This window comes from Mycobacterium sp. DL592, assembly GCF_011694515.1.
In the GTDB taxonomy this organism is placed as follows: domain Bacteria; phylum Actinomycetota; class Actinomycetes; order Mycobacteriales; family Mycobacteriaceae; genus Mycobacterium.
Window position 1 is genome coordinate 5022286 of record NZ_CP050192.1, and the last position, 12839, is coordinate 5035124.

General features: G+C 67.0%; 12 protein-coding genes. 7 read left to right on the forward strand and 5 right to left on the reverse strand.

Annotation, left to right across the window (positions count from 1 at the left end; translation table 11 throughout):
- Position 1: 1 nt before the first annotated feature.
- The 3 genes from HBE64_RS24020 to HBE64_RS24030 all read left to right on the forward strand — a co-directional run bounded on the left by HBE64_RS24020 (position 2) and on the right by HBE64_RS24030 (position 3556).
- On the forward strand, positions 2-1516 hold the full coding sequence (locus HBE64_RS24020) for an NAD(P)/FAD-dependent oxidoreductase (RefSeq protein WP_167108199.1): 1515 nt from the start codon (positions 2-4) through the stop codon (positions 1514-1516).
- A gap of 1 nt (position 1517) precedes the next feature.
- On the forward strand, positions 1518-2441 hold the full coding sequence (locus tag HBE64_RS24025) for a MerR family transcriptional regulator (RefSeq protein WP_167108202.1): 924 nt from the start codon (positions 1518-1520) through the stop codon (positions 2439-2441).
- 113 nt (positions 2442-2554) lie between these two features.
- Positions 2555-3556 carry a glycoside hydrolase family 6 protein gene (locus HBE64_RS24030; protein ID WP_371744037.1) on the forward strand — a complete coding sequence of 334 codons (1002 nt, stop codon included), beginning with the start codon at positions 2555-2557 and terminating at the stop codon, positions 3554-3556.
- Here the strand turns inward: HBE64_RS24030 and HBE64_RS24035 are convergent.
- On the reverse strand, positions 3553-4506 hold the full coding sequence (locus tag HBE64_RS24035; RefSeq protein ID WP_167108205.1) for a threonine/serine dehydratase: 954 nt from the start codon (positions 4504-4506) through the stop codon (positions 3553-3555). The two genes, HBE64_RS24030 and HBE64_RS24035, sit on opposite strands and share 4 nt — an antisense overlap.
- A gap of 87 nt (positions 4507-4593) precedes the next feature.
- On the opposite strand from HBE64_RS24035, the gene HBE64_RS24040 reads away from it, so the two are divergent.
- Complete coding sequence (locus tag HBE64_RS24040; RefSeq protein ID WP_371744038.1) at positions 4594-5670, forward strand: dihydrodipicolinate reductase; 1077 nt, start codon at positions 4594-4596, stop codon at positions 5668-5670.
- A 9-nt stretch (positions 5671-5679) separates the two neighbouring features.
- Here HBE64_RS24040 and HBE64_RS24045 read toward each other — a convergent pair whose 3' ends face one another.
- Positions 5680-6384, reverse strand: a complete 705-nt coding sequence (locus HBE64_RS24045; protein ID WP_167108211.1) for a hypothetical protein — start codon at positions 6382-6384, stop codon at positions 5680-5682.
- Between the two features lie 259 nt (positions 6385-6643).
- Between HBE64_RS24045 and HBE64_RS24050 the strand changes: the two genes are divergently transcribed.
- Together HBE64_RS24050 and HBE64_RS24055 are read left to right on the forward strand one after the other, a co-directional pair.
- Positions 6644-7306: a L,D-transpeptidase gene (locus HBE64_RS24050; RefSeq protein ID WP_167108214.1), complete on the forward strand. Its 663-nt coding sequence runs from the start codon at positions 6644-6646 to the stop codon at positions 7304-7306.
- A gap of 80 nt (positions 7307-7386) precedes the next feature.
- Positions 7387-8073, forward strand: a complete 687-nt coding sequence (locus tag HBE64_RS24055) for a DUF1906 domain-containing protein (RefSeq protein WP_243841720.1) — start codon at positions 7387-7389, stop codon at positions 8071-8073.
- Between the two features lie 3 nt (positions 8074-8076).
- On the opposite strand, the gene HBE64_RS24060 is transcribed toward HBE64_RS24055, so the two are convergent.
- The 3 genes from HBE64_RS24060 to HBE64_RS24070 form a co-directional block, all read right to left on the reverse strand.
- On the reverse strand, positions 8077-9309 hold the full coding sequence (locus tag HBE64_RS24060) for a serine hydrolase domain-containing protein (protein ID WP_167108221.1): 1233 nt from the start codon (positions 9307-9309) through the stop codon (positions 8077-8079).
- 73 nt (positions 9310-9382) lie between these two features.
- Positions 9383-10036 carry a nitroreductase gene (locus HBE64_RS24065; RefSeq protein WP_167108224.1) on the reverse strand — a complete coding sequence of 218 codons (654 nt, stop codon included), beginning with the start codon at positions 10034-10036 and terminating at the stop codon, positions 9383-9385.
- A 15-nt stretch (positions 10037-10051) separates the two neighbouring features.
- Complete coding sequence (locus HBE64_RS24070) at positions 10052-10984, reverse strand: NADP-dependent oxidoreductase (protein ID WP_167109587.1); 933 nt, start codon at positions 10982-10984, stop codon at positions 10052-10054.
- Positions 10985-11363: 379 nt separating this feature from the next.
- Between HBE64_RS24070 and HBE64_RS24075 the strand changes: the two genes are divergently transcribed.
- Positions 11364-12836, forward strand: coding sequence for a carotenoid oxygenase family protein (locus HBE64_RS24075; RefSeq protein ID WP_167108227.1), 1473 nt, complete (start codon positions 11364-11366; stop codon positions 12834-12836).
- Positions 12837-12839: the final 3 nt, after the last annotated feature.

The following is a 12839-nucleotide window of genomic DNA, read 5'->3' on the forward strand; positions in this document are numbered from 1 at the left end:
CATGGCGCCCACCACGACTGGCCACAGGGTCTACGACACCCTCATCGTCGGAGCCGGATTCAGCGGACTCGGCGCTGCGATCAAGCTGACCCGGGCCGGTGTCGACGGCATCGTCATTCTCGAGCGCGCAGACCGAGTCGGCGGCACCTGGCGCGACAACACCTATCCAGGTGCGGCGTGCGACATCCCGTCGCTGCTGTACTCGTTCTCGTTCGTCAAGAACCCGGACTGGTCACGGGCCTACTCACCGGCCGACGAGATCTGCCGCCACATCGAGGACATGGTCGACTCCTTCGGCCTGCGCGACAAGATCCGGTTCGGCGTCGAGGTCAGCGGACTGGAGTTCGACGAGCATTCGGGCACGTGGACGGTGAAGACGAATGGCGACAACAGCTTTGAAGCCCGCACCGTCGTGCTGGCATCGGGTCCGTTGTCTGATCACACCTGGCCTGACATCCGTGGTCTGGACACCTATCAAGGCCACAAGATCCACAGCGCCGCCTGGGATCACGACTACGACTTCACCGGTAAGCGGGTCGCCGTCATCGGAACAGGGGCCAGTGCCGTGCAGATCGTGCCCGAGCTGGTCAAGCAGGCCGGGTTCGTCAAGGTGTTCCAACGCACGCCGGGATGGGTGATCCCGCGGCTGGACGTCCCCATCCCGACTGCTGCGCAGGCGGTGTTCGCGAAAGTGCCTGCCAGCCAACAGCTTGCCCGCGACGTGCTGTTCTGGGGGCACGAGGCCAGCGCCACCGCGATGGTGTGGGACACCCCTCTGACCGGTTTGGTGGCCCGACTGGGCAAGGCCCATCTGCGCAGGCAGGTCAAGGATCCGTGGCTACGCCGCCAGCTCACGCCCGACTTCACCCCCGGCTGTAAGCGGCTGCTGGTCTCCAGCGACTACTACCCGGCCCTGCAGCAGGACAACTGCAAGCTGATCGACTGGCCGATCGCGACCATCAGCCCGGTGGGTATCCGAACCTGCGACGGCATCGAACACCATCTCGACACCATCGTCTTCGCCACCGGGTACGACGTGCATCTCAACGGCCCACCGTTTCCGGTGACCGGCATCGGCGGCCGACTGCTGGCCGACGAGTGGCGCGGCCGGGCGCAGGCCTACAAGAGCATCCAGGCGAGCGGGTACCCGAACCTGTTCTTCATGACCGGACCCAATTCCGGTCCGGGACACAACTCGTTGCTGGTCTACGTGGAGGGCCAACTGGACTACGTGGTCAAGGCGGTGAACCGCATCCTGCGTGAGGATCTGCGCTACCTCGACGTTCACGCCGACGCGCAGCGGCGCCACAACCAACGGCTCCAGCGCCGGCTGCGCAAGACCACTTGGATGAGCGGTTGCACCAGCTGGTACCTGACTCCCGACGGATTCAACGCCACCATGTATCCCGGCTCGGCCACCCAGTATCTTCGACAGATGCGGGATTTCCAGCAGTCCGACTACCTCGCCGTCGCGCCGGCGCGGACGCACGCCGCAGCCGTGTCGTCCTCGGCCTGAGATGACGGCCAGGCAGCCCCGACCCCAGGCGGGTGCGATCTCGGCCATCCTGGCCGGGGTGCGCCGCGCGCCGCGGCAGATCCGGCGGGGCTCCCGCGAGGTCATCGAAACCGCGGTGTCCCAGCTGTTCGACGCCGCGGTGCAGCCACACGGCGAGGTCGCATCCGGCAAGTACCGGATCGACGAGTTGGCGCGGCTGGCCGGAACCACGACCCGCAACATCAGGGTGTACCGGGACCGCGGTCTGCTGCACCCGCCGCTTCGGGTCGGGCGCATCGCGCTGTTCAACGACACCCACCTGACCCGGCTGCGTCTGATCACCTCGCTGCTCAACCGCGGGTACACGATCGCGCATGTCCACGAGATGCTCTCGGCCTGGCAGGAGGGCAAGAATCTCGGTGACGTGCTCGGGGTGGAGTCGGCGATCGCCGGAAGTTGGGCGGCCGAGAAGCCCGAACGGATGACGGTGGCGCAGGCGCGCCGCCTGGTCGATGACGACGCCGGCTTCGTGCGGATGGTCGCCCATGGCCTGATCCGCCTCGACGCCGATGCCGGCGACGCGACCGTCGTCCGGCCCAAGCTGATCGAGGCGTTCAACGAGATGCGTCAGTACGGCGTCGCCATGGACACGCTCATCGACCTCCACGAGCAGATCAATCCATTGATCGACCAGATCAGTGCGAAGCTGGTCCGCGCGGGCGTCGACCATCTCGCCGACCGGTTGGCCCCCGGCGCCCCGTTGCCGCCCGACCCCGAGATGGCCGAGTTGATCACGATGCTGGTGCGATTCCGCACCCAGGCGGTCGCGGCAGTGAACGCCTCGTTGGCGTTCTCCATCGAGGCCGCGGTCGAGGCCGAGATCGCCGGGATTCTGGCCGCCGCGATCGAACACACCCCGGACGAACCCGCCGGCGACGACCAGTAGGCATCCGCGCCGCTGTGAACAATGTGGCCACTGTGTCCAATGTTGTTCAGCGGCAGCCCTGTCCGGCGGACGCGGATTGGCACATATTGACACTCCGCACTACTTTCCTTGACGTGGTGTCCTCAGCTGCCGGTGCAGTCGCGCGATGGATCGTCCCCTTCTTCACGGTCGTGGCAGTGGTGCTCACCGCCGCAGTGGCCGGGCCGACGCGGGCCGGCGAGAACCGGTTTGTCCTGCTGGCCGACGAGGGCAACCCGCTGGCCGGGCTGCCGCTCTATGTGAATCCCAATTCGGCCGCGATGCGGGCCGCCAAGGCTGACCCGTCGAACCCGGAGCTGGCCTACATCGCCAACACACCGCAGGCGTACTGGATGGACCAGCTGTCCACCCCGTCCGTCGACGCCAAATACATCAGTGCTGCCCAGGCCGCCGGGACGATTCCGCTGCTCGCGCTGTACGCCATCCCGCACCGCGACTGCGGCAACTTCGCCGCCGGCGGGTTCGGCTCGGGCGACGCCTACCGGGGCTGGATCAACAGCGTCGCCGCCGCCATCGGCGGGGGGCCGGCGGCGGTCATCCTCGAACCCGACGCACTGGCCATGGCTGACTGCCTTTCCGGCAGCGCGCGCCAGGAACGCTTCGACCTGATCCGCTACGCCGTCGACACCCTGACCGCCAACCCCGCCACCGCCGTGTACGTCGACGCCGGGCACTCGCGCTGGGTCGGCGCCGATGAGATGGCCGCCCGGCTAAACCAGGTCGGGGTGGGCAAGACCCGCGGCTTCAGCCTCAACACTGCCAACTTCTTCACCACCGGTGAGGAGATCGGCTACGGCGAGGCGATCTCGGGCCAGACCAACGGCGCCCACTACGTCATCGACACCTCCCGCAATGGCGCGGGCCCGGTGGAGGGCGACCCGATGTACTGGTGCAATCCGACTGGCCGGGCGTTGGGGGTACGGCCCACGACGGATACCGGCAACGGACACATCGACGCATTCCTGTGGGTCAAGCGGCCCGGGGAGTCCGATGGATCGTGCGGCCGCGGTGAGCCGGGCGCCGGGCGCTTCATCGACTCCTACGCCATCAGCCTCGCCCGCAACGCAGGCGTCTAGGGACGCCGGCCCAGCACGGTCGCGAGCAGCTCCGGCGCGATGTTGCCGCCGGACAGCACGACGACCGTGCGCCCCGGCGGAAGCGCGGCGTGCCGATAGGCGGCCAGTGTCACCGCCCCGCTGGGCTCGGCCACCAGATGCGCGCGCTGCGCGAGTTCGACCACGGCGTCGAGGATCTGGTCCTCCGACACGGTGAACATCCCATCGAGGACCCGTTGCAGATGCGCGAAGGTCAACTCCGAGGGCTGCGAGCGCAGTCCGTCGGCGACGGTCCGGTTGCGCTGCTCGATCGACCAGTCGACCCGGTGACCCAGACGTAAGCCTTCAGCCGCGTCGGCCGCCAGCTCAGGCTCGACCCCGAAAACGTTGGTAGCGGGGGAGATTGCCTTGACCGCGGTCCCGATACCGGATGCCAGGCCGCCGCCGCTGACCGGCACCAGGACGTTGACCACGTCGGGAAGGTCCTCGATGATCTCGAGTCCGGCGGTACCCTGGCCGGCGATCACGTCGGGATGGTCGAACGGCGGAATCAAGACGCCGCCGGTGCTCGCGACGAGTTCCTCGGCCACCGCCTCGCGCCGGCCCGCGGCACACAATACGATCTCGGCGCCCAGCCGGCGGGTTGCCTCGACCTTGATGGCGGGTGTCTCCTCGGGCATCACGATGTGCGCGGTGATCCCCGACAGCGCCGACGCGTACGCCACCGCCTGGGCATGGTTGCCGCTGGAGTACGTCACCACACCGCGGGCCCTGGCCGCGTCGTCGAGACGGCCGATCGCGTTGAACGCGCCGCGCACCTTGAACGCCCCGATCGCCTGCAGGTTCTCGGGTTTGATCCACAACGGCCGGTCGGGATCGCCCCACAGTGCGGGAACCAGTGGGGTGCGCACCACCGACGCGCGGATTCGGTCTGCGGCCGCACGGATGTCGTCGATGTCGACCAGCTGCATCCCTCGAGTCTGGCAGACCACGGGTGACGCTCTCGCTCAGCGGGAGTGGGCTGTTGTCGTGGTCGCGCGCCGACGAGCATGGCCCGCATGAGCCCAGCACTGCGGATCGCCGTCATCGCCACCGGTACCGTCGGCGCGCTCGTCGCCGCGACAGTGCTCGAGCGCGACGGGCTGGATCTGGTTGCGGTCTGGGTGCACAGCGAAAGCAAGGCCGACCGCGACGTCGGTGAGTTGCTGGCTGGATCCCCGACGGGAGTGCGCACGACGCGCAACCTCGACGACGTGATCGCCCAGAAACCCGACTGCGCGGTGTATACCGCGTCGGGCCCCGAACTCGATGCCGTCAACGTCCCGATGTACTGCCGGCTGCTGCGCGCCGGGATCAACGTGGTGACCGTCAGTACGCCCGGCCTGGTCTACCCGCGCTCGTTCAACCCGGGGCTGGCCGCCCAACTCGACGACGCGGCCGCCGAAGGCGGTGCCTCGCTGTACGCGTCGGGTGTCGAACCGGGGTTCGCCGGCGACCAGCTGGCCGCACTGCTGACCACGATGTCAAGAACCATCACCTCGGTCCGCACGCAGGAAATCTTCTGCTACGACACCTATCCCGACGAATTCATGATGCGCGACGTCTTCGGCTTCGGTAAACCACTCGACTTCTCGCCGATGATGCAGTTTCCCGGGGTGCAGCGGCACGCCTGGGGACCACCGGTGCACTACGTCGCTGCGGCATTGGGCGTCACCCTCGACGAGATCCGGGAAACTTATGAACGCCAGCCCACCCCGCGTGATCTCACCGTGGCGTGCGGAGTGATCGAAGCGGGAACCTGTGGCGCGGTGCGCATGGAGTCGATCGGCGTGGTCGATGGCCGCGACGCTATCGTCATCGAGCACGTCAACCGGATGGCGCCCGACCTGGCACCCGACTGGCCGACTGCGCTGCGCGACGGGACCTACCGCGTCACCATCGAGGGATCGCCGAATGTGATGTGCGAGTTGACAATCGGTGAATCCGGCACCGCCGGTGACGAAGGCATGGTCGCCACGGCGATGCGGTGCCTGAATGCAGTCCCGTATGTGGTTGCCGCCCCGTCGGGCCTGGTGTCGTCGCTGGAGCTGCCTTTGACCACGCCGGTCGGCGCGTTCGCGTCGTCTGCCGGGTAGTGCTGCGGTTCAGCCGATCAGCGCCATCGCCCGTTTGAGCGGCTCGACGGAAACCCGGACGTGTCCGCCGAGCGCGTCGTCGAGTTCCATGATCAGAAACATCGCGCTCGTGACGACGAGTGCGGCGGCCGTAATCGACAGGTAGACGGCTGGCGACCGCGGCGACAACAACCCAAAGGTGAAGAACTCCAGTAGCATCCAGAGAATGACGACGACGTAGAAGATCGCCGGTAGTGTCGCCGGGTGCACCGAAAACAGCCACCGCTTCTGAGCGATATTGCCGTCACCGAAGGACAGGTCGCCGCCAAGCATGTCGAGTGCACGGACCTGCAGGCGCTCCTGCAGTTCGGTGGTGGGTTTGAGGGCCGCGATGGCGGCGTAGAGCGCCTCGGCCCCGCCCCCGGCGCTCGCACCCGAGGTCGACTGAGCGTCCCATGCCGCATACTCGTCAGGGGAGCCGATCGTGTCGATTCGGCGCTGCAGTCCGGCTTTCACCTGCTCCCTGATCGGGTCAGTTTGGGGACCATAGCTTTCGAGGATGTTGTCCAGGGTCAGGGAGTCGATCGCCAGGCCGGCGACCATCGCGTTGGAGCGCTCGTAGTCGTTCATCGCCGCCGCGGCGACCAAGCCGAGTACCACCGCGGTCAATGTCGATGTGAGCCCGAGAGCCACCCGCATCGACGACCGCGTCTCGTCGTCCTGAGTCTTGAACAACGCAAGAGTGTGCAGCCGAAAACCCAACGCAGCGGCGAGAGCAATGCCGACGAAAATCAGGACCGAAAACAGGAGTGGATCCACTGCGCCCCCGCTCTCTCGTGACCCCGCAGAGGCAGAGACTACAACGCACCGCTGGTGAACGCCTACGATCGGTGAAGATGTCGGCCCTGTCCGGATCGAATAAACCTCCGGTAACGACGGCCGTCGGTCGCCGGGAACCGCGGTGTCCCCGGGCTACCATGAGCGCACTGTGAGAATGTCCAGAAGACTCGCGACGCTCGTCGGGCTGTTGACACTGTGCCTGTCGATCGCCGCTCCCGCGGCAGCCGAGCCCGCGGCCGGCCAGCCGAGCCAGTGGATCGTGGTCGGCGTGCCGAAGGCCAGCGCCACAACCGGGACCCTGACCGCCTACCAACGGGTGGGCCAGGAATGGAAAGTGGTGCTCGGGCCGACTCCGGCCAAGGTGGGCGAACTCGGCGTCGGTGCACCGGCCGACGGCGTTTATCGCACGCCGGAGGGAACGTTCGGCTTCGACCAGGCGTTCGGGCGCCAACCGGATCCCGGCACCAAGATGCCGTATTTCCAAGCCACTGACCAGGATTGGTGGGACGAGGACGCCAAGTCGCCGACCTACAACACCCATGTGCGTGGTGCGGGCAAGCCGTCGGGCATCGCTGAGAACCTCTACGACTCCGGACCGGTCTACGACTACGCCGTCAACATCACATCCAATCCGCAACGCATCCCGGGCAAAGTGGCCGGGATCTTCCTGCACGTCACCGACGGCAACCCCACCTGGGGATGTGTCGCGATCGGACGCGAGGAGATGCGCTCGATTCTGACCTGGCTCGACCCTGCCGCCGACCCGCGCATCACTATTGGTGTTGGGGACCCATCGCTGATCTCCACCGGTTCCTAGCCGTGGTACCCCCGCTCGCGCGGCGTGCGGCCCTCAAACTTGCCCTCGCCGGGGCCGGCACCCTGGCCGCCGGCCTCGCGATGCCGCAGGCCCGCGCCGGGGGTCTGCGCCTGATCGACTTCGCCGAGGTCCTGGTGTCCCCGGCGCAGATCAAGGCGGCCGGGTTCGACGGTGCCCTGGTGTACGTCTCGCAGCTACGGCCCGGCGCCACCTTCGATTTCAAGCCTGTCACCCGCGAGTATGCCGACGGGCTGCGCGCACAGGGTCTGCACGTGGTCAGCTGCTACCAGTACGGCAAGCCTGGCTGGGTGAACTCGCCGTCGGACTTCACCCGTGGCTATGACGGTGGTGTGGCCGACGCGCAGACCGCACTCACACTGCACGGCGCGGCCGGCGGGCCGGACACGGCGCCGATCTTCTTCAGCGTGGACGAGCCCATCGATGCCGCGACGTGGAAAAGTCTGGGCATCAAGTGGTTTCAGGGCATCAACTCCGTGCTCGGAGTGCAGCGCACCGGCATCTACGGTGGCCGCGGCCAGTGCGGCTGGGCCATCGCCGACGGCGTGGTGGGCCAGTCGAGCAGCCCCGGCTATCGCTGGGCGTGGCAGACCAAGGCCTGGTCGGCGGGCGAGCGTGAACCGGCGGCGGTGCTGTTCCAATCCGAAGTCGTCACCGCGTCGGATCCCGGCGCCGTGATCGACGGCGTCCACGTCGACGTCGATGAGGTGCTGGCACCCGACTTCGGCCAATGGGACCTGGCCCGCTAGGAACTACGTCTGCCGACGTGCCCCCAGCGCATCCTCGAACACTGCCCTGCGCAGAGCCAGTTCCCGCGGGTCGCTGAAGAGGTGAAAACCCAAGCGGTTCATCACGTAGGCGAACCCGGTACCCGTGTCCGGGTCGGCGAATCCGAATGAACCGCCGAAACCCGCTGTGCCGAAGGCCTTGTCGGACGAGCCGAATACGAACGGCGCCTTGGGCTTGCTGAAGCCCAGCGAGAACGCGGTCTGCACGTTGAGCACCTTGTCGCGGGAACTGCGGGTCGGTATGACAGGCGGCGCGGCGAGGGCATCGAGCACGTCGGAGCGCAGCCCGGGCTGTTCGGCGCCGGTGGCCGCCCCGCCGTAGAGCTGGGCGACCGCGCGTGCGGTGCCATGTCCGTTGCTCGACGGCATCTCGACGGCGCGCACCTCGTCACGGTTGTAGTCGCCGCTCCACGGGTTGACGTCACTGGGCAGCGAGGTGGCGCGCGCGCTCAGCCCGAACGGGTTGAGCGCCACCGCGACGAACCCGGGTGGCATCTCGTGCAGGTGGCGCAGCGTTTCGGGTCGTTTCCAGTTGTGCAGGTGCGCGATGCGGGCGCGGTCGATGTCGCCGGGAACGCCGATGTGCAGATCGAGGCCGCCCGGCTCGGCGATCTCCTGGGCCAGGAACTGGCCCAGGGTCCGCCCGGCGGGGTCGGTTCGGCGGATGAGTTCGGATTGGTACCAGCCGAGGGTGATGGCGTGATAGCCGTGGCGGGTGCCCGGCGGCCACGCCGGTGGCTGCGCTGCCAGCATCGCCGACAGCCGCGCCGGGTCGGACACATCGCGCAGGGTCGGTGCGGGGTCTAGGGCGCACAGGCCGGCCTGGTGGGCCAGCAGCTGGCGCACGGTCACGGTACCCTTGCCGGCCTGAGCGAATTCCGGCCAGTACTCCGATACCTTCGCGTCGAACGACAGCAGACCCCGCGACGCCGCGACGGCAATGGTGAGCGCCGAAATGCCTTTCGTCGTGGAGAACATGTTGACCATCGTGTCGGCCTGCCACGGCTGCCTGGTCAGCCCGTTGCGGTAACCGCCCCACAGGTCGACGACCTTCTTGCCGCCGTGACATACCGCGACGGCCGCGCCGACTTCCCGCCCGGAGGCGAGGTTGGCGCGGAATGCGTCGGCGACCTTGCCGAAGCCCTCGTCGACGTCGCCGCCCATCGTGTCCGGCGACACCTCGACCTTGAGTACCATGGCACACCCCTTTCGCTCCCGGCAGCGTATTGCGGCGGGGAGCCCGGGTTACGGCTTTCGGCGTGAGTGACGGTCAGTTGTCGACGAACACACAGTTTCGACTCAGGGGGTTTCGCGGCACGGCAAGGGAATTGGCGGCGAAATCCGGGTCGGGATAGCCGATCGCGATTCCGCAGAGGATCCGCATGTCGTCTCCGATGCCGAGGTTGTCGCGCAGGATATCCGGGTAGCCGGCCACCGACACCTGCACGCAGCTGCCCAGTCCGCGCGCGGTGAGCGCCAGCAGGAACGTCTGCAGGAACATCCCGACGCCGAGGGCGTCGACATAGTCGAGTTCGGAATGCATGCACACCACACCTGCCAGGGGCGCGCGGAAGAACTCCCAGTTACGCAGAACCGCGATACGCCGTGCCTCGGAGTCGTGACGAGAGATGCCCATCGCGCCGTAGACGAGGGCGCCCAGTTCGCTGCGCAGGTGCGCGAATGATTCCGGAAGTGCCGGAACATTCGGCGCCGCGATGTCGGCCTGTTCGAGGAGCGCTTCGGCGAGCCGGTCGCGGGGCGGCCCCGAGGCGAACACCACGTGCCAGGGTTGGATGTTGGAGTTCGAGGGCGCCCGGATCGCCAGTTCCAGCGATTCGATCACCAACTGCCGGGGCACCGGCTTGTCGCGCAGGAACAGCCGGGTGGAGTGGCGGTCGAGGATCGCTTTCTCCAGGTCGTGCATCGTGGGTGCCTTTCGTCAGTCCCGGACAGCGAGGACGGTCTTGCCTGGGCGGCGGTGCGGCTGGCGCCCGCTCAGGAACGCGGCCCGCCCGTCGCGTAGCGGGTAGGTCGCGGCGACGGCGACGTGAAGCTTCGACGTATCGACCAACTCCGCCAGGTGGGCGAGCTCTGCGCGGTTTGGAACCACGACGAAGAAGACGGCAGTGACCTCGAAGGCCTCGGCCCTCCCGGGCGGCGGTGGTGCTGAGAGGGTGACCAGTCGCCCACCGGGACGCAAGACTTCGAAGGAACGGGCCAGCGTCTCCCCGCCCACAGTGTCAATCACGACGTCGTAAGGCACATCGGGGTCATCGAAGCGTTCGGATCTGGTGTCGATCACGCGACTGGCGCCCAACGCACCCATGAGGTCGTGGCAGTCGCTGCGCACGGTTGTGGTGACATCGGCCCCAAGGAGTGCGGCCAGCTGAATCGTCAATGCCCCGACCCCGCCCGTGCCGCCGTGGACCAGCACGCGCTCACCGGGTTGAACTGTGGCATGGTCAACCAGAGCTTGCCACGCGGTTAGACCGGCCAGCGGAAGTGCAGCTGACATGATGTGGTCGACCGTCGTCGGCCGCAATCCCAGGCACCCGGCCGGAACCGCGACGTACTCAGCCGCGGCTCCGTCGCGATCGAATGGAATCAACCCGTAGACCTCATCACCGACAGCAAGGTCGACAACGTCTGGTCCGACCCGGGCGATCACGCCGGATACCTCGTGTGAGGGAATCGTCGGCGTACGGTCAACCCCGGCATGCTGCCAGGTTTCCTCCCATGTCAGTTCGTCAAAGGTGATCGCCGCGGCGTGGACTTCGACCAGGACTTCGCCGGAGCCGGCCTCCGGAATTGGTGCCCGCTCAGCAACCAGGACTTCGGGTCCGCCGCGGTGGTGTGCGCGCAATGCCGTCATGGAACTCATGTCAGAACCCCTTACGTGCCAACCACTTCAGCGTGGCGGCCGTCCGTGGCGGGCAGCTCGACGCTGCTTCGGTTGCACGTCGGATGGCCGCTCTCCCACTTAAACACATCGGAATTCAGCTTTCATGCGGTAAGTGATAGCGATTGCGTCGTCACTGGCGCGTCTCGGCGCGCGGTGCACTGACGTCGGCTGCAGAGGGCTTCTTCTTTGTGCTCGGTGTCCACCCCTGGCAGGAGCGCAGTCGCACTGAGTGAGGGGCCGCAATTGCTGGAGTGAAGCGGCCTGACCCTGACGCGCGCGCCACCTCCCGCGCCTAAGGTAAGTAAGATTCAATTGACAGAGTAACTCTGCTAAACGTAGCGTGGCCGGTATGCGTGCTGAGCTGCTCACCACCTTCCCCACGACCCTGCCGGCCGACGACGACCACCCGTACCGCACAGGGCCGTGGCGGCCACAACGCAACGAGTGGCGCGTCGACGACGTCGAGGTGGTGGAGGGCGCGGTGCCCGACGACCTCGACGGCGTCTATCTGCGCAACACCGAGAACCCGCTGCATCCGCCGATCAACAACTATCACCCGTTCGACGGTGACGGCATGATCCACAGCATCGAGTTCTCCAACGGAAAAGCCAGCTACCACAACAGGTTCGTCCGAACCGACGGCTTCCTCGCCGACAACGAGGCAGGCAAGTCGCTGTGGGCGGGCTTCATCGAGTCCCCGGCCGACGCGCTGGCCACCACCGGCTGGGGAGCGCGCACCCGGATGAAGGACGCGTCGAGCACCGACGTCGTGGTCCACCGCGGCGAGGCGCTGACGAGCTTCTTCATGTGCGGCGACCTGTACCGGGTGGATCCCCGCACGGCCGAGACGCTGGGCAAGGAGACCTGGAACGGGCAGATCCCGGACTGGGGAGTCTCCGCGCACCCGAAGGCCGACCCGGTCACCGGGGAGCTGCTGTTCTTCAGCTACAGCAAGGAGGAGCCCTACCTGCGTTATGGCGCGGTGGACAAAGACGGCAACCTCATGCACCTCACGGATGTGGAACTGCCCGGCCCGCGGATGCCGCATGACATGGCGTACACCGAGAACTATGTGATCCTCAACGACTTCCCGTTGTTCTGGGATCCGGAGCTGCTCAAGCACGGCATGCATCTGCCGCGCTTCCACCGCGACATACCGTCCCGGTTCGCGGTGGTTCCCCGCCGCGGAGACCTCTCGAAAGTCATGTGGTTCGAGACCGATCCGACGTATGTCCTGCACTTCACCAACGCCTTCGAGGACGGCGACGAGATCGTGCTCGACGGCTTCTTCCAGCACAACCCCTCGCCCTCGACCAAGGGTGCGAAATCGTTGGAGGACGCGGCATTCCGATACCTTTCCCTCGACGGGTTCGAGTCGCGGCTGCACCGGTGGCGGTTCAACCTGACCACCGGCAAGGCCTCCGAGGAACAGCTCAGCGACCGCTTCACCGAGTTCGGCATGATCAACGGCGACGTCGCGACCCGCGACTACCGCTACATCTACGCCGCCACCGGGGAGCCCGGCTGGTTCCTGTTCGACGGCCTGGTCAAACACGACCTGAAGACCGGTTCGGAAGAACGAATCACGTTCGGCCCCGGCGTCTTCGGCAGTGAGACACCCATGGCCCCACGGATCGGATCGACCGCTGAAGACGACGGATATCTGGTGACGTTCACCGTCGACATGAACGAGGACGCCTCCTACTGCCTGGTGTTCGACGCGGCACGCATCACCGACGGGCCGGTCTGCAAGCTGCGGCTGCCGGAACGGATCTGCAGCGGCACCCACTCCACCTGGGTTCCCGGCTCCGAACTCCGGTGAGTG